The 19,570-nt window shown below is 49.6% G+C and carries 16 protein-coding genes; 12 read left to right on the forward strand and 4 right to left on the reverse strand.

Features of this window, described 5'->3' with window-relative positions; translation table 11 throughout:
- The first annotated feature begins 130 nt into the window (after positions 1 to 130).
- The gene (locus tag RT717_RS15100; protein ID WP_317487216.1) at positions 131 to 2,494 is read left to right on the forward strand and encodes an ABC transporter permease; all 2,364 of its coding nucleotides are present in this window, start codon (positions 131 to 133) and stop codon (positions 2,492 to 2,494) included.
- 92 nt (positions 2,495 to 2,586) lie between these two features.
- Here RT717_RS15100 and RT717_RS15105 read toward each other — a convergent pair whose 3' ends face one another.
- Positions 2,587 to 3,390, reverse strand: coding sequence for a M48 family metallopeptidase (locus RT717_RS15105; protein ID WP_317487217.1), 804 nt, complete (start codon positions 3,388 to 3,390; stop codon positions 2,587 to 2,589).
- A 333-nt stretch (positions 3,391 to 3,723) separates the two neighbouring features.
- On the opposite strand from RT717_RS15105, the gene RT717_RS15110 reads away from it, so the two are divergent.
- The 5 genes from RT717_RS15110 (at position 3,724) to RT717_RS15130 (ending at position 8,715) form a co-directional block, all read left to right on the forward strand.
- Complete coding sequence (locus tag RT717_RS15110) at positions 3,724 to 4,335, forward strand: fumarylacetoacetate hydrolase family protein (protein WP_317487218.1); 612 nt, start codon at positions 3,724 to 3,726, stop codon at positions 4,333 to 4,335.
- Entirely contained in the window at positions 4,322 to 6,214 is a 1,893-nt protein-coding gene (locus tag RT717_RS15115) for a M23 family metallopeptidase (RefSeq protein ID WP_317487219.1), read from the forward strand. Before RT717_RS15110 ends, RT717_RS15115 begins: the two co-directional genes overlap by 14 nt.
- Positions 6,215 to 6,220: 6 nt before the next feature.
- Positions 6,221 to 6,670 carry a thioredoxin-dependent thiol peroxidase gene (bcp, locus tag RT717_RS15120; protein WP_317487220.1) on the forward strand — a complete coding sequence of 150 codons (450 nt, stop codon included), beginning with the start codon at positions 6,221 to 6,223 and terminating at the stop codon, positions 6,668 to 6,670.
- Between the two features lie 48 nt (positions 6,671 to 6,718).
- Positions 6,719 to 7,822 carry a Gfo/Idh/MocA family protein gene (locus RT717_RS15125; protein WP_317487221.1) on the forward strand — a complete coding sequence of 368 codons (1,104 nt, stop codon included), beginning with the start codon at positions 6,719 to 6,721 and terminating at the stop codon, positions 7,820 to 7,822.
- Between the two features lie 203 nt (positions 7,823 to 8,025).
- Positions 8,026 to 8,715, forward strand: a complete 690-nt coding sequence (locus RT717_RS15130; protein ID WP_317487222.1) for a DUF2461 domain-containing protein — start codon at positions 8,026 to 8,028, stop codon at positions 8,713 to 8,715.
- 10 nt (positions 8,716 to 8,725) lie between these two features.
- Here the strand turns inward: RT717_RS15130 and RT717_RS15135 are convergent, their stop codons facing one another.
- The gene (locus RT717_RS15135) at positions 8,726 to 9,544 is read right to left on the reverse strand and encodes an ion transporter (protein ID WP_317487223.1); all 819 of its coding nucleotides are present in this window, start codon (positions 9,542 to 9,544) and stop codon (positions 8,726 to 8,728) included.
- Positions 9,545 to 9,781: 237 nt separating this feature from the next.
- Here RT717_RS15135 and RT717_RS15140 point away from each other — a divergent pair, with 237 nt between their 5' ends.
- Complete coding sequence (locus RT717_RS15140) at positions 9,782 to 10,816, forward strand: hypothetical protein (RefSeq protein WP_317487224.1); 1,035 nt, start codon at positions 9,782 to 9,784, stop codon at positions 10,814 to 10,816.
- On the forward strand, positions 10,816 to 11,532 hold the full coding sequence (locus tag RT717_RS15145; protein WP_317487225.1) for a class I SAM-dependent methyltransferase: 717 nt from the start codon (positions 10,816 to 10,818) through the stop codon (positions 11,530 to 11,532). The genes RT717_RS15140 and RT717_RS15145 overlap by 1 nt, the downstream gene beginning before the upstream one ends.
- 389 nt (positions 11,533 to 11,921) lie before the next feature.
- Here RT717_RS15145 and RT717_RS15150 read toward each other — a convergent pair whose 3' ends face one another.
- Positions 11,922 to 12,902 carry a GlxA family transcriptional regulator gene (locus RT717_RS15150; RefSeq protein WP_317487226.1) on the reverse strand — a complete coding sequence of 327 codons (981 nt, stop codon included), beginning with the start codon at positions 12,900 to 12,902 and terminating at the stop codon, positions 11,922 to 11,924.
- A gap of 129 nt (positions 12,903 to 13,031) precedes the next feature.
- Between RT717_RS15150 and RT717_RS15155 the strand changes: the two genes are divergently transcribed.
- The 4 genes from RT717_RS15155 to RT717_RS15170 all read left to right on the forward strand — a co-directional run bounded on the left by RT717_RS15155 (position 13,032) and on the right by RT717_RS15170 (position 17,162).
- Positions 13,032 to 13,439 carry a VOC family protein gene (locus RT717_RS15155; RefSeq protein WP_317487227.1) on the forward strand — a complete coding sequence of 136 codons (408 nt, stop codon included), beginning with the start codon at positions 13,032 to 13,034 and terminating at the stop codon, positions 13,437 to 13,439.
- A gap of 110 nt (positions 13,440 to 13,549) precedes the next feature.
- The gene (locus tag RT717_RS15160) at positions 13,550 to 14,707 is read left to right on the forward strand and encodes a helix-turn-helix domain-containing protein (protein ID WP_317487228.1); all 1,158 of its coding nucleotides are present in this window, start codon (positions 13,550 to 13,552) and stop codon (positions 14,705 to 14,707) included.
- Between the two features lie 413 nt (positions 14,708 to 15,120).
- Entirely contained in the window at positions 15,121 to 16,458 is a 1,338-nt protein-coding gene (locus tag RT717_RS15165; protein ID WP_317487229.1) for a hypothetical protein, read from the forward strand.
- 287 nt (positions 16,459 to 16,745) lie between these two features.
- Positions 16,746 to 17,162, forward strand: coding sequence for a DoxX family protein (locus RT717_RS15170; RefSeq protein WP_317487230.1), 417 nt, complete (start codon positions 16,746 to 16,748; stop codon positions 17,160 to 17,162).
- An 83-nt stretch (positions 17,163 to 17,245) separates the two neighbouring features.
- On the opposite strand, the gene RT717_RS15175 is transcribed toward RT717_RS15170, so the two are convergent.
- Complete coding sequence (locus RT717_RS15175; protein ID WP_317487231.1) at positions 17,246 to 19,375, reverse strand: T9SS type A sorting domain-containing protein; 2,130 nt, start codon at positions 19,373 to 19,375, stop codon at positions 17,246 to 17,248.
- Positions 19,376 to 19,570 lie beyond the last annotated feature (195 nt).

Below are 19,570 nucleotides of genomic sequence, written 5' to 3' on the forward strand. Positions count from 1 at the left end.
AAAGAGTCCATCTCATCTCAACAGCAAAAAAAGTTGTTTTGTAGTCTTCTCATAAACGAGAAAAATCCACGTCTTTTCTGCAACCTTTCACCTCCAGCGAGGTACTCTAGGCTAAAAGAACCTCAAGGCCATGCTCAAAAACTACTTCCTGGTAGCGCTGAGAACCATCAAGCGCAACAAAATCTATAGCACCATCAATATTTTCGGTCTCTCTTTGGGTATCGCCTCCAGCATCCTTATCCTGATGTGGGTCAACGATGAGCTTACTTACAACAGCTCGCACGAAAACCTCAACTCCATTTTTCGGGTGATGGAAAACCAACACTATTCAGACAGAATTGGCACCACGTCTTCCACGCCGGGCCCACTGTCTCCCTATCTCAAAGCCACCTACCCGGAGGTTAAATATGCCTCCAGGCTTACCTGGCCTACCGAAAACCTCTTCAATATCGAGGAAGCGTCCTACTACGAATCAGGGCGCTATGTGGATGCCGACTTCCTGGAGATGTTTACCTTCAAGTTCATCGAAGGCTCGGCTGCCACAGCATTCAGAGATAAAAACTCGGTAGTTCTCACCGAAACAATGGCCAAAAAGTACTTCGGAAATGAGCCTGCCACTGGTCAAACTTTCCGCTTTAACAATAAGGATAACCTACAAGTGACCGGCGTGGTGGAAGACTGGCCAAAAAACAGCGACTTTGGTGGGTTTGCCTACCTGCTCAACTTTGACAAGTTCATGGATGAGAACAAACAATGGCTCGACCAATGGGGCAACAACAACGTCTCCACGTTTGTGCAGCTACAAAGCGGGCAGGACTGGGAAGCTTATTCTGCCAAAATAAACAGGCTGCTCGATGAGAAAAATGAGAACAACTCCATCGAACTGTTTCTGTACCCCGCCACGAAAATGCACTTGTATGGCAGCTTTGAAAATGGCGTGCAGGACGGCGGCCGCATCCGCTACGTGAAAATTTTTGCCATCATTGCCGTTTTTCTTTTGCTCATTGCCTGCATCAACTTTATGAACCTGTCTACTGCCCTGGCGGTAAAGCGAAGCAAAGAAGTAGCGTTGCGAAAGGTAGTTGGTGCTTTCAGGAAACACCTGATTTACCAATTCCTTACCGAGTCTGTTGTGTTTTCGATTTTGGGCGGCATGCTTGCCATGGCGTTGGTACTGCTGCTAATGCCCGTTTTCAATGAAATTTCTGACAAGAGCCTCGTGTTGGATTTCAGCATGCAAACCGTCTTGCTCTTTGTTGGCACGATCCTTTTCACCGGCTTTGTGGGCGGTAGCTACCCAGCGTTTTACATCGCCCGTTTTGAACCAGCAAAAGTTCTAAAAGGCCAACTGAAGAGTGGTAAGGCCGCTGTGAGGTTCAGGAAGGTGCTGGTCACCACGCAGTTTGTGCTCTCTATCATCATGATCTTCTGCACCGTGGTAGTGTATCAGCAACTTTGGTATGTTCAAAATCAGGACACCGGCTTCAACAAGGAAGGGATCATTTACATGGAAATGCAGGAGAACATGGCAGAAAAATATGACCTGATACAAGATCAACTTCTACAAGACCCGTCCATTCTGTCGGTTAGTGAAAGCAGCTTTTCACCCCTTTCAATTGGCAACTCCACCTGGGGGCTCGACTGGCCTGGCAAAGATCCACAAGAGCGCATTCTGTTCAGCAACTTTGCCATCGACGGTTCTTACATCGAAACCATGGGACTCACCCTGGTTGGTGGGCGGACCTTTGACAAAACCATGGCCACCGACACGGCAAACATCATTATCAATGAATCGGCAGCTCGCAAAATGGGCTTTGAGCCTTTGGAAGCTGTAGATCAGCCCATCACCGTTTGGGGAGAAAGAAAAGGGCACATCATTGGGGTGGTGAAGGACTACAACTACAGCTCGTCTCACTCTGTCATCAGGCCTATGTTCATGATGTTCGAAAAGGACTGGTGCAGCTATATCATCGTGCGGGCCAAGCCACAACAGTACACAGCTGCCATTGATGCCCTTAACAGCATTTATACTACTTACGCCCCGGCCTACCCGTTCGAATATCGCTTCCTCGACGTAGACTGGGCGGAATTCTATGAAAATGAAGAGCGCACCGGCCAGCTGTTTCAAGGCTTCGCCTGGCTGTCGATATTCATTTCTTGTCTGGGGTTATTTGGCCTGGCTGCTTTCGCCATTCAGCAGCGCACCAAGGAGATTGGCGTACGGAAGGTGCTTGGCGCCTCCACTTCTTCAATTATCACACTCACTGTGAAAGACTTTGCTCTATTGGTCATTATAGCGGCGGTCATCGGCTCTCCCCTTGCCTGGTACCTGATGGATCAGTGGCTGACCGACTTTGCCTTTCATGTCGACATCAGTGTGCTGGTGCCGCTGGCAGCCATGCTGCTGGCCCTGGTGATCGCTATCGTAACGGTCGGCTTCCACTCGATCAGGGCTGCACGGACTAATCCGGTGGATGCGCTTCGCTATGAGTAATTGCTGAGGCATGAGTAATTAAAGAGGTTACTATCTGCAGTACCGCAGATAGTAACCTCTTTAATGTGGCGCAAGACTCGCTTTAATATTTTCTACTTCTTATAATACTTCATCGCCTCGGGTATCGCCGCCTTCAAGTCGGCAATACGAGTGCTGTGCGAAGGGTGGGTAGATAAAAACTCCGGAGGAGCCCCGCCACCACTGTTGGCAGCCATTCTTTCCCAGAAAGCAGGTGCTTCATTGGGGTCGTAGCCTGCCATGGCCATAAAAATAAGGCCCATCCTGTCAGCCTCAGACTCCTGAAGACGAGAGAAAGGCAGCATAGCCCCAACAGTAGTGCCTGCACCATAGGCTGTCATAAACAGCTGCTGCGCTTCCGCCGGTTTGTCTTTCACCGCATAAGACAGCGCCAAACCACCAAACTGCTGAATCAAGCCCTGCGTCATCCGTTCATTACCGTGACGTGCAATGGCGTGAGCAATTTCGTGTCCCATCACCACGGCTACACCTTCATCAGTTTTGCAAATAGGCATAATGGCCGTGTAGAAAGCCACCTTGCCGCCGGGCATGCACCAGGCGTTCACCGTTTCGTCGTCTTGAATCAGGTTAAACTCCCACTTGTACCCTTTCAGTTGATCGCTCAGTCCGTGCGTCGACATGTACGACTCAACAGCCTTCTGAATCTTCTTGCCGACCGATTTCACCTGATTAACCTGGGCCGTGTTGGTGGACAATTTGGACTCGCTGAGCACCTGGTCGTACTGTGTAAAACTCATGGAGTTGAGTTCTGAATCAGGCACCAGCGCAAGCTGCTTCCTACCTGTAATCGCCACCGTTGAGCAGCTATAAACAATCAACGTGGCACCAATGCCTAACAATGCTATTATCCTCTTCATTTGTTTCTAATTTATTGTGAAAGTTAACAAGCTTCTTGCCAAAGTAGATTTTCCAGTCCTTCGAGACTGCAAAAACCAGTCTGTTTTGAAATACTCCGACAACTTCATTGGACAAAAATAATACTATGGGAATGATTTCTTCGCACGTGCCGATGGCTTACATACCTACTGTGTGCGTGTTAGGTGAGTTACTTTTAGCTTTAACGGAATCTGAATGAAAACGAATGGAATTTTCGAAAATTATAGCCCTTTGCTCAAATAATAGTCACGCAGATCAAAGATAGGTTGCGGAATCGCTGACTATCAGATATTTTGGCACCAAACATCACTACTATGAAAATCCTTTGTATCGGTCGCAACTACGTAGAGCACATCAAAGAACTCAACAACGAGACCCCCGATGAGCCGGTTATTTTCACCAAACCTGACACTGCGCTGTTGCTGAACAACAAGCCGTTCTATTTTCCTGACTACACAAAGGAGATTCACCACGAGCTGGAGATCATTATCAGAATTTGCAAGGAAGGAAAAAGTGTTGAGGAGAAATTTGCCTCTACTTACTATGATGCCATAGGCCTGGGCATCGACTTCACGGCACGGGATTTGCAGCAGAAAGCCAAAGCCAAAGGGTTACCATGGGCGCTTGCCAAGGGATTCAATGGGTCAGCTCCGATTTCCAAATTTGTTCCAAAGGAAAAGTTTGCGGATATGAAAAACATTAATTTCAAGCTGGAACTCAATGGTCAACCAGTTCAGATTGGGAATACCGGTCTGATGATCAACTCTATAGAAGCCATTATAGCCTACATTTCAAAATTCATTACACTTAAAAAAGGAGATATTATTTTCACAGGAACGCCGAAAGGAGTTGGGCCTGTCAAAATAGGAGATCACCTGAAAGGATACCTGGAAAGTGACGTACTACTCGATTTTGAAGTTAAATAAACTAGCACTTCTACTTTTACTAACAGCAAACACGGCCATAGCCCAATACGGATATGACACTGCCTACCTGATGTTCCCTATCAGGCCTGGAGATCGCAACTACCTGGCTGGCACGATGGGTGAAATCAGGGGCACCCATTTTCACGCAGGGATTGACATACGCACCAGTGGCATAGAAGGCTTGCCAGTGTATGCCCCAGCCGATGGCTATATCAGCCGTGTGAAGATCAGCACTGGCGGCTACGGCAATGCCCTGTACCTTACTCACCCCAACGGGCTGACCACGGTATATGGCCACCTGAAGTCGTTTAGCAAGCCCCTAGCCGAATGGGTGCGGGCACAGCAGTATGCCAAAGAAAGCTTCGACGTAGAGCTTTTTCCGGCACGCAACCAATTCAGCTACAAGAAAGGCGAAGTGTTTGCCGCCTCAGGCAATACCGGCGGCAGTTCGGGGCCCCATCTCCATTTTGAAATACGGGACCAAGAGCAGAAGATTCTTGACCCCATGCGCTTTCACTTCAAAGAGCTCATTGATGAAGCACCTCCTTTGATTAGAAAGGTGGCCTTTACTACCATGGATATCAAGTCGAGAATCAATGGGCAGTTTGGTCGGTTCGAATTTGATGTAACCAAAGAAGGGGACAGTTTTGTCATGCACACGCCACTGACATTTGAAGGAACCATTGGCGTGGAAATCTATGCCTACGACCGCTTCGACGGCACCTGGAGCAAAAACGGCATCCCGTGCATTGAGGTGATGCTCGATGACCAGAAGATGTTCAGCCAAAGCATTACCAAACTGAGCTTTGATGAAATGCGCAATGTGGCTGTGCACATGAACTACGGCGAGTATTTAACCAGCGGGCAAAAGTTCACCAAACTGTGGGTAGACGACGGTAACTGGTTGAAGGTGTACGAAGCAAAGGACTGGCAAGGCATGCTGAAAATCAAAGACTCCAGCGATCACAGACTTGAAATACGCACCTGGGACAGCTACAATAACTACTCGTATTTTAAGACAACGCTCAGCGACAAAGGGAAGCGAAGCAATGCCACCATCAAAAGTCTTGGCAAGCTGCGGCGGGAGGGTTATGAAATAACCGGCAATGTAATGGAGCTGACGAACCCCAATGGTGTGGCCCGCCAGAACGTTCTTTTGTACTCTGCAGGACAGGCGTATGAACTACCGCCGGTCTACCACGTGGGTGCCAACGACTTCTACCTCTGGGATTTGAGAAATGGCCTCCCAGACTCCGTCGATTTGTGTGGCACGATGCAAAAATATGACTTTAAGGCCATGGTATCTCCACATCACGACTACAGCTTTTTTGACAAAGACATGGACGTGGCCTTTAACCGGTACAGTCTGTTTGATACACTCTACCTGGCAGTAAAGGACAAGAAAATAGAAAACGGCAGAGAAGTGTTTGCTATCGACAATGTGCTGGATCCGCTTCGCCGCTCGGCAAAGGTGACGCTCAAGCCAATGCAGCTTTACGATAAAGAAAAGTCGGCGGTGTACTCCTACAGCGCCAAAGGCAACCTTGGCTACGTGGGCGGTGCCTGGGACAAAGACGGCATCAGCTTTCTCACCACCTCGCTGGGCACCTGGACCGTCGCCACCGACTCTGTGCCCCCTACCATCAAGCCGGCAGTGATCAACAAAAGTGAGTGCCGCCTGATCATTGAGGATGACCTGTCGGGCATCAAAAGCTGGAAAGGCACCATTGATGGCGAATGGGTGTTGCTGAACTACGAATACAAGAAAAAACTATTGTGGACAGAAAAACTCGATGCAAGCAAACCTTTCGACGGAGAGTTTGTTGTGGTAGTGACCGACAACGCCGGTAATGAAACTGTGTACAAAACAAAACTCTGACAACCAATGGCATTAAAAGCAGGCGACAAAGCTCCAGACTTCGAGGTAAGTGACCAAAACGGAAAAACAGTAAAACTCTCCGACTTCCAGGGCAAGAAGGTAGTGCTCTACTTCTACCCGCAGGACAATACGCCTACCTGCACGGTCGAAGCCTGCAACCTCAGGGACAACTACAATACCCTGAAAACCAAAGGCTACGAGGTGCTGGGCGTAAGCCCCGACTCGGCCAAGAAGCACACCAACTTCATCAAGAAATTCAGCCTGCCCTTCACGCTGCTGGCTGACACCGACAACAAAATCATTGAAAGCTATGGTCTGTGGGCAGAAAAAACCACTTTTGGACGTTCCTACATGGGCGTGCTACGCACCACTTTTATTATCGACGAAAATGGCATCATTGAGCGGGTGATTGACGACGTGAAGTCGAAGGAGCATGCGGAGCAGATTTTGGGGTAATTTATCCCCAAAACTTCCTATTTTGCTGGAAACTTAAACATCCAGCCCATGAAATACATACTCGCATCAATTTTCACAGTAGTCACCCTGGCTGCTGTCGCCCAACCAGCCAAAAAACCTCTCAAAATTGGCGTGGCCGGTCTTATCCACGGCCATGTAGGTTGGGTGCTTAATAAGGCCAAAGCTGGCGACGTGGAAATCGTGGGCATTGCCGAGTCCAATAAAGCCCTGGCAGAAAAGTTGTCAAAACAATATGGCTTCTCCATGTCGCTGGTGTACCCCACCCTGGATGAAATGCTGGCCAAAACCAAGCCCGAAGCCGTTACTGCCTTCAACGACATTTACGGCCACATGGAAGTGGTGGAGAAGTGCGCCCCCAAGGGCATCCACGTGATGGTGGAAAAGCCGCTGGCCATGAGCTACGACCATGCCAGGCGGATGAAGGCGCTGGCCGACAAACACAAGATTTTTCTGGTGACCAACTACGAAACCACCTGGTACGCCACCACGCAGGAAACCCTCACCAAAGCGGCAGCGGGCGACCTGGGCACCCTTCGCAAAGTAATGGTGAACGACGGGCACGAGGGACCTAAGGAAATTGGTGTTGGCAAAGAATTCCTCGACTGGCTCACTGACCCTAAACTGAACGGGGCTGGAGCACTGATCGACTTTGGCTGCTACGGCGCCAATCTCCTCACCCACCTGATGAGCAACGAAAGGCCGCTGTCGGTCACAGCTATTACCCAAACCAACAAACCTGACATCTACCCCAAAGTAGATGACGAGGCTACCATATTGGTGAAGTACCCCGGCACCCAGGGCGTCATTCAGGCGTCGTGGAACTGGACGTTTGGGCGCAAAGACATGGAGGTGTACGGCACCAACGCTTATATCAAGACAGTAGACGGCACCCGCATGAGCCTTCGGGTCAAGCAGTCGGAGCCAGAGCAGCCCATGACGCTGGAGCCCATGAAAACACCTTTCAACGATCCGTTCGATTTTCTTACCGCCGTCATCAGAGGCGAAACCAAGCTCAACGAAACCGTGCAGGGCAGGCTTTCGTCACTGGAAAACAACATGGTGGTGGTAGAAATACTGGATGCAGCCATCCGGTCGGCGAAGGAGGGGAAAACGGTGGTGCTGGAAAGGTAGGCGGCACGCAAGAACTGACTCTTTTTGGCTTCGCCAAAATGGGTGTCACGCTAAGGCGCAAAGCTCGCAAAGGCTGGTGTGGAGATTCTTTGCGCCTTAGCGTCTTGGCGTGAAATAAACCACCTGGCGAAGCCGGAGCACCAGACTAGAACAAGCAAGAACTATTCTCCGCACCTACCTGTTTTGTTCTTTTTTAAATCATTATGAGTCAATCAACCATCCAACCATCTACCTTCCAGTTTCTCACCGACCTCGCTGCCAATAACAACCGGGACTGGTTTGCCCTGCACAAAGACTGGTATCAGGCATCACTTGACAATATGGTGGGCTTTGCCGATGCGCTGCTGGCTGAAATGAACAAGCATGACCTGATAGAAACGCCGTCAGGAAAGAAAGCGCTGTTTCGGATCTACAATGACGTGCGGTTCAGTAAAGACAAGTCGCCCTACAATGCCCGCTTTGCCATGTCGTTCCGGCGGGCCACCATAGAGCGGCGGGGCGGCTATTACCTTAACCTCAAACCGGGTAGCAACTTCCTGGCCTGCGGATTTTTCAACCCCAATCCTGACGACCTGAGACGCATCCGCTTTGACATAGAAGACAACTACGAGGACTGGCACAAGATTCTGCGGTCAAAAGTTATAAAAAGCACCTATGGCGACATGCAGGGAAATACAGTGGCCACAGCACCGAGAGGCTACACAGTCGACCACCCGGGCATTGATTTGCTTCGGCATAAATCATTTGTTTTCCGGCATAGCTTCACCGACGACGAAGTCCTTGCCAGCGGTTTCCATAAAAGCGTGAGCCAGACCTTCAAAACCATCAGGCCCTGGCTCGACTATATGAGCGAGGTGCTGACTACCGACAGGAACGGAGAACTGCTTGTGTAGCTAATAATTTCTACTGGAGCGCCTCTCCGCATTCGCAACAATACTTCGCTTTTTTCATGTGATCAGCATTGCCACATTGCCGGCATTGCCTGCTTGTATCTCCGGAAGGATTCAGGGCATTGGTGCTTCCTTTGGCAAGCTCCACGGTAACCAGTCCGGTGGGGACAGCTATCAGGCCATAGCCAGTCACCATCAAAATGGTAGCCAGAAACTGTCCTAAGGTCGTTTGAGGAGCGATGTCACCATAGCCGACGGTGGAGAGCGTCACAATGGCCCAGTAGATACTCCGGGGAATGCTCGTAAACCCGTGCTCCCGTCCTTCAATGATGTACATCAAAGTACCAACAAAAACGCTGACGATAACAACAAAGAAAAGAAAAACGACAATCTTCCTGGAGCTTGATTTCACTGCTTCACCAAGCTTGCTGGCCTCACCCATAAACTGCACCAGCTTAAGCACCCGAAATACCCGCAACAGCCTCAACACCCTAATGATAGCCAGCGCATGGCTACCAATAAAAAAGATGCTCAGGTAAGTAGGCAAAATGGAGAGCAGATCGATAATGCCAAAAAAGCTGAAGACATATTGAGTCTTCTTTTCTGATGTCCATAGCCTAAGTCCGTACTCGACGGTAAACAGACCAGTGATAATCCAATCAAGTTTGTAAAAAAGAGCCGCCCATTCCTGATTGATCTCCCTGACACTTTCCAGCATAAGTATGGTAATGCTGGCCACGATGAGGATGAGGAGTGCTATGTCGAAACCCTTGCCTGCGGGTGTATCTACACCAAAAATGATCCTGTGGAGCTTTTCTTTGGTTGATTGCATGAGTTAAATGATAATGCCAGGAACTTGCAATGCGAATCTAGCAAGTTTTACTTTAAATATCCTCTCGTTCCCTTCAGCTACTTCCTGGCATTGAAAACCACCTTTTCAAACCAAACCCAACTCCACAGAGAAAGTTAGCGCATGTGCTGACAAATAAATGACCGGGAGATTTGGGAAGAACTATCGGAGCAATAAAATGCGAAGGCTAGTCAATCAAAAAGTAAGTAAATTGCAAATATGGAAACTCTCCGGCTACCAAAAATACGCTTGCTGATTTATGGGGCTCCCCTGGCGGTCATTTTCATTTCCGTTGGCCTGGCAGTAAGTCCATTGCTGGTTGCCTACCCACAACTCGCTACTGGCATTATCTACGACCTAACGCTAACCTCTCCGGTCATTTATCTGATGCTGATCTGGAATAGACCTATTCCAAAGGCTACTGTGGTTCCCATTTTTATTGTCGGCGTTGTGCTCGCCTCGTTTCTGCTGCCCGACAATCAACATTTCCACCTCAATCTGGTGAAAACCTTCCTGCTACCGGTGGTAGAGCTTTTGGTTGTCACAGGTATTGTGCTGAAAGTCAGAAAGACGGTCAACGCTTTTAAAGCAAACGCTAGTAGCGAGCCTGATTTCTACCTCACTCTTAAAAAAAGCACGATGGAGGCATTGGAAATTCCCTTGCTAGCTAGAGCCATGTCAACGGAAATAGCCGTGTTTTACTTCAGCCTCTTTCCCTGGAAAAAGGAAGTCCCAAGGGACAATGAGTTCAGCAGCTACAAGGATAACGGAGCGATCGCATTGCTGGGAGCAATCATCTTTATCCTGGTTGCCGAAACCTTTGTCTTACACACTTTACTCGCCCACTGGAGTACCACATTTGCCTGGATACTGTCTGCCACTAGCATTTACACTGGGTTTCAGCTTTTTGGGCACATCAAGGCCATGATTTTTCGGCCTTCGACGATGACTGCCGAGGCGTTGCACCTGAAATATGGGCTGTTTGGAGACATTACCATCCCGTGGGAGGATGTTGACCGGGTGGCATTGCATACCGGAAGTATGGAAACAGCCCTACCAGGAATGGAACAATTAGCTTTGTTGAAAGGTCTCGAAACCGCCAATGTGATGCTGTCATTCAAAAAGACCCAAACGATAGAAAAGTTATACGGCTTCACAAAAAGCTGTGATAACCTCTTAGTTCATATCGATAATAGCCCGGCATTTATAGAAAAGGCGAGGGCCGCAATTTTGAACCTCAACACAAAAATGTGATGACTGAAGACTATGACGCCGTCATCGCTCATCACTACAACGCCTACCGCCCACCCTTGCATCAAGTGATCCTTACAAAGTGCCTGAGGCCTGGGACAGTTTATGACAACGGACTTGACATCGGTAGCGGCACCGGACAGTCGTGTATCGCACTGGCCGATTTCTGCGAAAAGATAACGGGTGCTGAGCCAAGCAAGGAGATGCTGGCACAGGCTATCGGGCATTCGAAAGTAACCTACGTGCATTTTGACGGTATTAATTTGCCCTTCGCTGATAGCAGTTTCGACCTGGTCACTTTTGCGGGGTCATTGTTTTACGCCAGGTCGCAAGGGATTCTCAATGAGGTGGTGAGGGTGTGCCTGCCCAACGCCATAGTCATTGCCTACGACTTTGAGGTGCTTTTTCAACGGCTGCCATTTGGGTTTCACTTGCCAGAGGAGTCTGTGGGCTATAATCACCGGGCTAGCTTTTCGGGCCTTGAAATGAATGGGCTTAGAGAAACTGACTCGTTTGTCAGCGACTACCAGTTGGGTGTCAGTGCTGAGAACCTGGCTCATTTGCTGTTGTCGGCAGGAAGCTTCTACAATTATTTTTCTGAGAGATATACAGCTTCGGATCCTTTTGGCTTGCTTGTGCGGGAGCTAAGCCAACATGCTATTGTGCATTCAATAGGTGCCAGGCTATACGCCACCGTGTACAAGGTTGGCGTGAAGTAACTCCGTCGGACGGTTTGCATTTTTTGAAATATGGCCACGAAGGCACAAAGACGCTAAGGATTCTTCGGCCTCCGGTCTTCAAACTCCCGTCTCACTTCCCTACCCGGCGGCTGACGGCTCCATCGCCAGGACCTGCTGGCCGTACCGACGCCTGATTCCCTTGCCCGCCGAAGCTTTTGGCGTAGGCGGTCGCTTCGCTCTTCAATGTGGCCACGAAGACACAAAGACACTAAGGGTTCTTCGGTCTCCGGTCTTCAAACTCCCGCCTCACTTCCCTACCCGGCGGCTGATGGTTGCCTCCACACTGCCCGGCACGTACCGACGCCTGGTCATCTTCCGTCTCCGGTCTTCCGACTTCCTTGCCCGCCGAAGCTTTTAGCGTAGGTGGGCTAAACCAACACCGGCTCCTTATAATACTTGTTCCTGTACTCAATGGGCGTAAGCCCTGTAATTCGCTTGAACACTGTACGAAACGCCTTGGTGTCAGTATACCCCACGTCATACATGACTTCGTTGATGTTTTTGCGGCTCTTTTCAAAGCTGCGTTTGGCGGCCTCTACTTTCACCCGTTGTATGTACTCCACAATGGTGTTGTTGGTAGCCTTCTTGAACCTCCGCTCAAAGCTCCGGCGGCTGACGGCAAACATATCTACAAGCTGATCGACGCTGATGCGCTCAGCTGAATTGTCCTCGATAAAATCCTGGGCCTTCTTCACTTCCGGGTCGTTGTGATCCTTCTGCCCATTGAACATCATAAAGGCCGACTGACTCTCCCTGTCGATATCGATGGCAAAGTACTTGGCCGCCAGAATGGCTGTGTCCCGATCTGTGTATTTCTCCAGCAGGTAGAGCAGCAGGTTCCAATAGGAATTGGCGCCACCACTCGAATAGAGCCGGTGCTCCTCGGTAATAATGCTTCCATCTACCAGCTCCACATCGGGAAACGTCTCCCGAAACTCGTTGGCAAATGCCCAGTGGGTAGAGCATCGTTTGCCTTCCAGCAAGCCGGTGGATGCCAGCAGGAATGCCCCCACACAAAGCGAGGCTATTTCTGTGCCCTCATTGTATTTATCCACCAGCCACGGAATAGCTTCTTTGTTGACTTCCACAGCCTGTTTCATGTCACCAAACAAAGCAGGGATCACAATCAGATCCGTTTTTTCAACATCCTTCATCAGCTTGTCGGTATGGACAGAGAAAGCGCCATCGTGCAGCTTCACGTCCTTTGTAGCGCCCACCAGTTGCACTTCAAAAAGTGGCGCTTTGCCAACAGCCTGTAAAAACTGGTTGGCGGCGGTGAACATGTAGCGGGGATCGGCCACCGCTTCCATCACTGCCGAGTTAGGAACAAGGATTGAAATACTCTTCATTGGGATGAAATTTGACCTGATAAAAGTAGGAATTCCCTATGACGCAATCAACCCTCCAAACTGCCGTTTTCACACCCCGGCAAGCGATGCTCCCAAAGCTACTTTTGTATGGCTGACAAATGCTTATAAATGGCCCATTTGATTACATATTTGACCTTCAACGGAAACTGCAGGGAGGCGATGACCTTCTACCGTGACTGCCTGGGTGGGGAACTTCAGCTTGAAACTGTGGCAGCATCATCCGCTTCTGCTGAGTTCCCACAACCTATGGGAGAATTCATCCTGCAGGCCACGCTCTCGAAAGATAACCTGGTGCTGATGGCCACCGACATGGTGGGTGAAGACGGCCTGAGTCGTGGAAATGCCGTATCTATTCTGATAGACTGCAACAGCAAAAAGGAGCTTCAGCACTACTTTAAGAAACTGTCCCATAAAGGCCAAGCCACTCACCCCATCGGAAAAACTTTTTGGGGCGCCTGGTTTGGAGGACTCACGGATAAGTTTGGTAACCACTGGCTGCTCACCTGCAGAGGCTAAGCGAAAGCTCGCTGCTTCACAGCTTCTCTATCTCATCACAAGTTTCCTGAATTTTTCCTTCCTTACGTGTTTTGTTTCCCGCTGCTATATTTGCGGTTCACTCTTGAACAATGAATATAGGGCTGCTTCAAATTTTACTTTTTGCAGGCTGCATCCAGGCTATTCTCCTGGCCACTTACCTATTTTTTCATTCTGCCATCAGAGGTTCCCGGCTGTTTGGTATTCTACTGTTGCTTCTGGCCATCCACTTGTTTCTTGTCACCAACGACAGGCAGGAGTTCTTCATGCAATTCCCGCACCTTTTGCACGTCACCTGGTTGGTGCCATCACTTTACGGCCCCATCATTCTCATATTCGTGCGGCGAATCACCAGGTATTCGCTAAAGTCCTCGCTTGTGGAATGGCTTTACTTTGTCCCCTTTGTGCTACTGGCTGCCTATCACATGCCTTTCTATCTCCTGTCGGCAAGCGAGAAGCAGGCCTATATTGCGGACTTCGCCCTTTCGGTGAAAGACGACTTTGGGCTGATCAACCAGCTGGTCAACGTGCTCCATGTCACGTTTTTCTCTGCCTCACTTTGGTTTTATAATCTTTACAGAAAAAAGATCCTGAACTATGCTGCCTCTGAGGAAACCAGACTCCTGTGGCTGGGCAATTTTCTTTGGATCAATCTTGCCATTGTGTGCGTAGGTATGGCAGTGTTTTATGCCAGAAAGTATAACCTCCCCGTGGTTGGAAGCATTTACCCCTATCATTTTCTGGGTGTCATTTTCCTGATCTACTGGTCGGCCTATAAGCTCATCCGGCAGCCGGCTATTTTTCAGTCGGAAACTGAAGAAGGAGGCTTTGCCGAAGTGTCGGAAGTTCCGTCGACCCAGGAGGCTGCCAGGCCGGTTACAGAACAGCAACGGCAGCTGGCTGAGGGCATCAAAAAGCTGATGGAAGAGGAAAGGCTCTACCGAACGGCCGGCCTTGCGCTGCCCGACGTGGCGGCAAAGTTAAAGTCGAACAAGCAGTACGTGTCGGAAGCTATCAACCTGGTGTTTGGCAAAAACTTCTACGACTTTGTGAATGAGTACCGGCTGAAAGAATTTACCAACAAGCTTGATAGCCAGGAAGACCAAAACCTCACGCTGCTGGGCATTGCCTCCAATGCAGGCTTCAATTCCAAGGCTACCTTTAATGCGGTGTTCAAGAAACACTATGGGATGACGCCGTCGGAATACCAAAGGGAAAATTCCAATGTTCAAAAAACAAAGATCAAATAAGCAACAACGAGGAAATTCCAAAACTCAAGCAGCAAAAGACAAATGAGCACCAAAGAGAAAACTCCAAAGCTCAAGCTGCAAATAGCAAATAAGCTTCATTCAGGCAATTACCAGATAACCGTCATCAATAAACTAAACATCACTTGCCGTCATTGCGAGAAGCTCGTCTACTCATCGATTGTGTTCGATAATTATGAAGCGACGAAGCAATCCTGCTCATAGGAATTTACGCTTCGAAATAAACAAGTTTGCTTCGTCACTTAGTATGTGGTACACACAATTCAAACTCATCTGAGTATCCTCGCAATGACGAATGATAAAATACACGTCTCAATTCGTCCGGATTGATCAATTCGGACGATCAGCTATCAACTCCCTCCGTATATCAGCCAGTCAAAAAACTCAAAACCATTATGAAAAAGAATGTACTCATGGGGCTGATTCTCCTCGGCTGGGCTACAGTGTCACAAGCACAAACAAAGCTCTCACTGTCGGTGCCGCTGCTCGACTTGCCTCAAAACACCCAGCTTCCGCAGAACTACCCTTCCATGCATCAGTCCCTTCAATGGAGCGCCGATGTGTACGACGTGAGCTTCTGGGGTATTGACGCCGCTAGCAATTCGCTGTTCGACAAAAAATGGACGCAGACTGGTTTCAGCTATGCCACCGGACTGCTCTTCAGCAAGTATGGCAGTGAGCTGCCCCTGCCGCTTGGCGTATGGGGGCATGAAGAATACCACCGCTCCGTGCTTGGCACTAAGGGCATCGCCAGCAAAAACGGCAACTGGATTTTCCACCGCTGGGACGGCACCGTGTATGGCCCGTCGGACGAAGACCTCGCCAACCTGAAGGCTACCGACAACAACGCCCTGCTCTACGCCTACACGGCGGGTGTGCAATACGAAACGCAGCTTACCAAAACCAGCGTGATGAACGACTTCTACAATGAGCGCAGCTTCTACAAAGCTCCCCTGTACCTCTACAACGCCCACTATGTGTGGAACTACTTCCGCTTTGCCACCAGCACCCATTCCGACTCAGTAAAGGTGATAGCGCCTAAGTTTGAACACAAAGAGGCATCGCAGCGGGACTTCGCCGGTGCCGACCTTACCGCCTGGGCCTACGACATGTTTAACCCCAATGCATCGTACTACGACCGTGACGACTTCCCTAACGGCGAGGGCGAAAACCGCCGCATTGGCTTCCACGATCTGTCGGAAGAGGCGCAGAAATACCTGGTGAAACAGAAGCGATTGTCGCTCCTCAATTTTTTAAATCCGGCGATCATACTGGTCAATCGGATCCGGATCAATGAGGAGCTGACAATTCTTCCCTTTGTTCAATACTCTCCTACCCACTTTGGCAACAGCATCTCGCTCAATATGCCCTTCACCTACAAAGGCGATGGCTACTTTTTGGGTGTGAATCGCTTTGCTAACTACAAACATGCCCACTACGGCGTGGAGGCGGGCGTTTACCAGCGGCCCATCGATGCACTGCAAGGACTCAGCATGTCGTGCACAGTGAAATTATGGAAGCAACCAGACAGCTTCTTCGGCAGCAAAGCCAGCTGGGGTGGCGCCATCAAATGGGGCGTGGCCTACGCTGTGGCCGACCGCCTGGCGCTTACACTCGACGTAACCGGCAAAACGGCGGGATGGCTCGAAGGCAACCCTTACCTGAAACGCAACTTCAATCCGGTGCTGGGCTTCCAGTATATCGTGCCGGGGTTGAACAGCGGGAGGCTGTAACATAAGCAAACAACCATGAGCAAACAAAGCTACCTTTCCGGTGGCTTTGTTTGCTTTCAGACTTTACCATATATGTCTGAAATATGACCATCGTTTGCAACGATGGTCTCCGAGAAGAGCGATTGCATCGCTCACTACAATAGTGACAGATAATATAATTCCACGTAAAGTCGTAACCCTCGCTGAGATTTTTTCTATGTTTTGAGTGCTATCATCTTTAAGCCATTTGCATGAAAACACTATTGCTCCAACCCCTATCTTTGACGCTCAACATCTAAATGAGCAAAATGAACAACGCCGTCATCAAACTCTTCCTTCGTCTGGCCCTTGCCGCCGGATTTTTGTCTGCCGTGGCCGACCGGTTCGGCTGGTGGCCTGTTGAAGTCTCCGCATGGGGAAACTGGGACAGCTTCGTGGCCTACACTGCGGTCATCAACCCCTGGGCTCCTGCGTCGGTTGTACCGGCACTGGCGGGCATTGCCACTGCGGCCGAGGTAGTGTTTGCTTTTTTTCTTTTGATTGGCTTCAAAACTGAGCTGTTCGCCAAACTGAGCGGCTACCTCCTGTTGGCGTTTGGCCTGTCGATGGCGCTTTCCACCGGCATCAAAGGCCCGCTTGACTACTCGGTGTTTAGCGCAGCCGCAGCAGCCTTTGCCCTGAGCCTGATGAAGGAGAAATATTGGGAGGTGGACAACTTGTTTTAAAAAGTGCCGAATAATGGAGTAACAATCGCTTCCGTTGCAGAAAGCACCTTCACAGGGACAACACATACAATGCTACCGAACGATCATTCAATAATGACCTTGCGAACAAATGATGTCGCATGATTGAATCCCTTCAACACATAAGTGCCTTTCTCCATGTGCCCCAGTTCCAGGCTTGTTACGTCGCCGTTGGTTCCCCCTATCCAGCGAAGCCTGCCTGCCATGTCATACAAAGCCAGCCTGTAAGCCTGCCCGGTAAGGATGTTGAGCTGGCCCGTGGTGGGGTTGGGGTATAGTTGTTCCGCTCTTACTTCCGCTACCGACAATACCTCTCCCATTTCATAGGGAGCACCGGCATACCTGGCAATAGACGCATCGTTGAACTGGTTCATTTTGCCTTCGTCGAAACCGGGAATGCTGTTGATATTTCCTTTCCAGGCGCCGACGAGCAGAAAATGCTCTTCAAAGGTCACACCAGGGTTAGCTGAGCTTTGCTCTTCCCGGGTATGTGCGTGATAATGATACCCAAAATCATCGCCATGGTCGTGGCCGCCAAATGCATCCAAAGCCACACTGTTCCCCACCATGAATGGATAATCCTCCTCATATCGGCCAAACAGGGCAACGCCATCGTAGGCTATACCAATGACCGGCGGATGGTCATGCCCTTCATAATCAGCGCCGTTATATAGATTGATCCCATTCCTGTTATAGGCATGGCCATCTGCATGGTAGTGCAACTCCAGTCCCCCACCGACATGAATACCTGACTGGGTGATCTCTCCGTCTTCCACTGTAAAACGAATATTGTTATTCATTGCGGGATAAATAGTCACGCCATCCACTGCAAGCCCAACTGAAGCCAGGCCAACGTAGTTATAAACGTTCTTTTCGGTAGTGGTGCCCTGGTCGCTGTCAAAGGCCGACGCCAAATCTCCGTACGGCCCAAGGTCGTTGTCCAGCACATCGTCGACGAGACCGTAGTCTTTGAGTGGAATTTTGAGCACGAAGTCACCCAATTTTCCGTGGCGGGTCACTGTAGACTCTGCATAGCCTACTCCCGGATCAGCCCCGGGAGGACGATTGACATCGATCAGCATATTGGGCCGACTAGATACCGCAAAAGACACCACTACCATAAAGGGATGTGGCACATTGTTGTTGTCCAGCGCATTGGTGAAATACACATTCAGGATATTGTTGTATCCCAGGCGGGCACCGTAGATGTCGTAACTGGCTATTTTTTGTGAGAGCATGTTTTCCCTCAAGGCCAGATAGAAGGCCTTTGGGTAGCGCAACGACGCCCCGTTGTTGGTGAGCGTGGTTTCTATTTCATCCAGCTGAGTCTCAGCAGCATGGGCGGCATCGGGCGTATTTCCAAACTGCGCCTGGTATTTTTCATCCACTCTTTCCGACAAGTCAGTAGGCAGCCTGGTATCATCAATCAGGAACACATTGTCGGGGAGCTCCGCTGTGGCGTTCGGTTGATAACTTACACTCAGGGGATTGAAATCCGACCCGTCCGCAATCTCTAGGTCGATCACATCGTTGGCGTCGGCTATAAAAAAGCTGGAGGCACTTCCTTCATCTGCTGCCCACACCAGTGCGCCACTATTGATCTGAAGCCATTTTTCCGTCCAACCAGTCACGGCCGCCAAACCGCCCTGCGCAGCATTGTACTCCCACTGATTAACAGCTTTGATTTTGGCAGCAGTAGTATTTCCCGTAAATGTGACTACTACGTAACCCTTCTCTGCCGACTCTTCAATCTGCAAGGTGCCAGCATCTGCGCATACTGCCTTTCCCTCAGAATCGGCGTCGATACTGTAATAGCTATGAAGAAAAGGATTGAGCCGGTACTGGCCTGCCAGCGGCGTTTGCCCGTTGTTTTCGTGGGTATTGATATCAACAGCCTGGAATATCCCCCGCAATAGCGATCCATAGGTAGCCGATGACCCATGGAAGCTGTTGACATCTGCCAGACTGAGCGTGTACACATCATCTGCACCCAGCATGACAACATGCTCTTTCGACTCATCCATTACCACCAGGTAGGCCCTGTTTTGCACGGCCGATACGGCTTGTGGTGTCCAATTCTGTGAGAAGCTTTGGTTCAGCACTTCAGAAAATGGTGCAGGACCATAATAGTCAAACTGCTGGCCAAATGAGCAAAAAGGCGAGATGATGGCTGCAATGAGTAGTAGTTTTTTCATAGTTGGTTTTATAAGGAAATGCTTATTCACACTAATACAACGGGAAGTTAAGGATGAACCCTCCTATTGATATCAAAAAATGCATTATTCGCCGTAGCCAAAAGCTGACAGCATGTGATCTTTCTTTCAACCTTCTGGCGAAAGGTGGGAAAAAGTGCTGCAAACCGTTTTTAAAATGAGCCGCAAAATATAAGT

The sequence above is a fragment of the Imperialibacter roseus genome, assembly GCF_032999765.1.
Lineage (GTDB): Bacteria > Bacteroidota > Bacteroidia > Cytophagales > Cyclobacteriaceae > Imperialibacter > Imperialibacter roseus.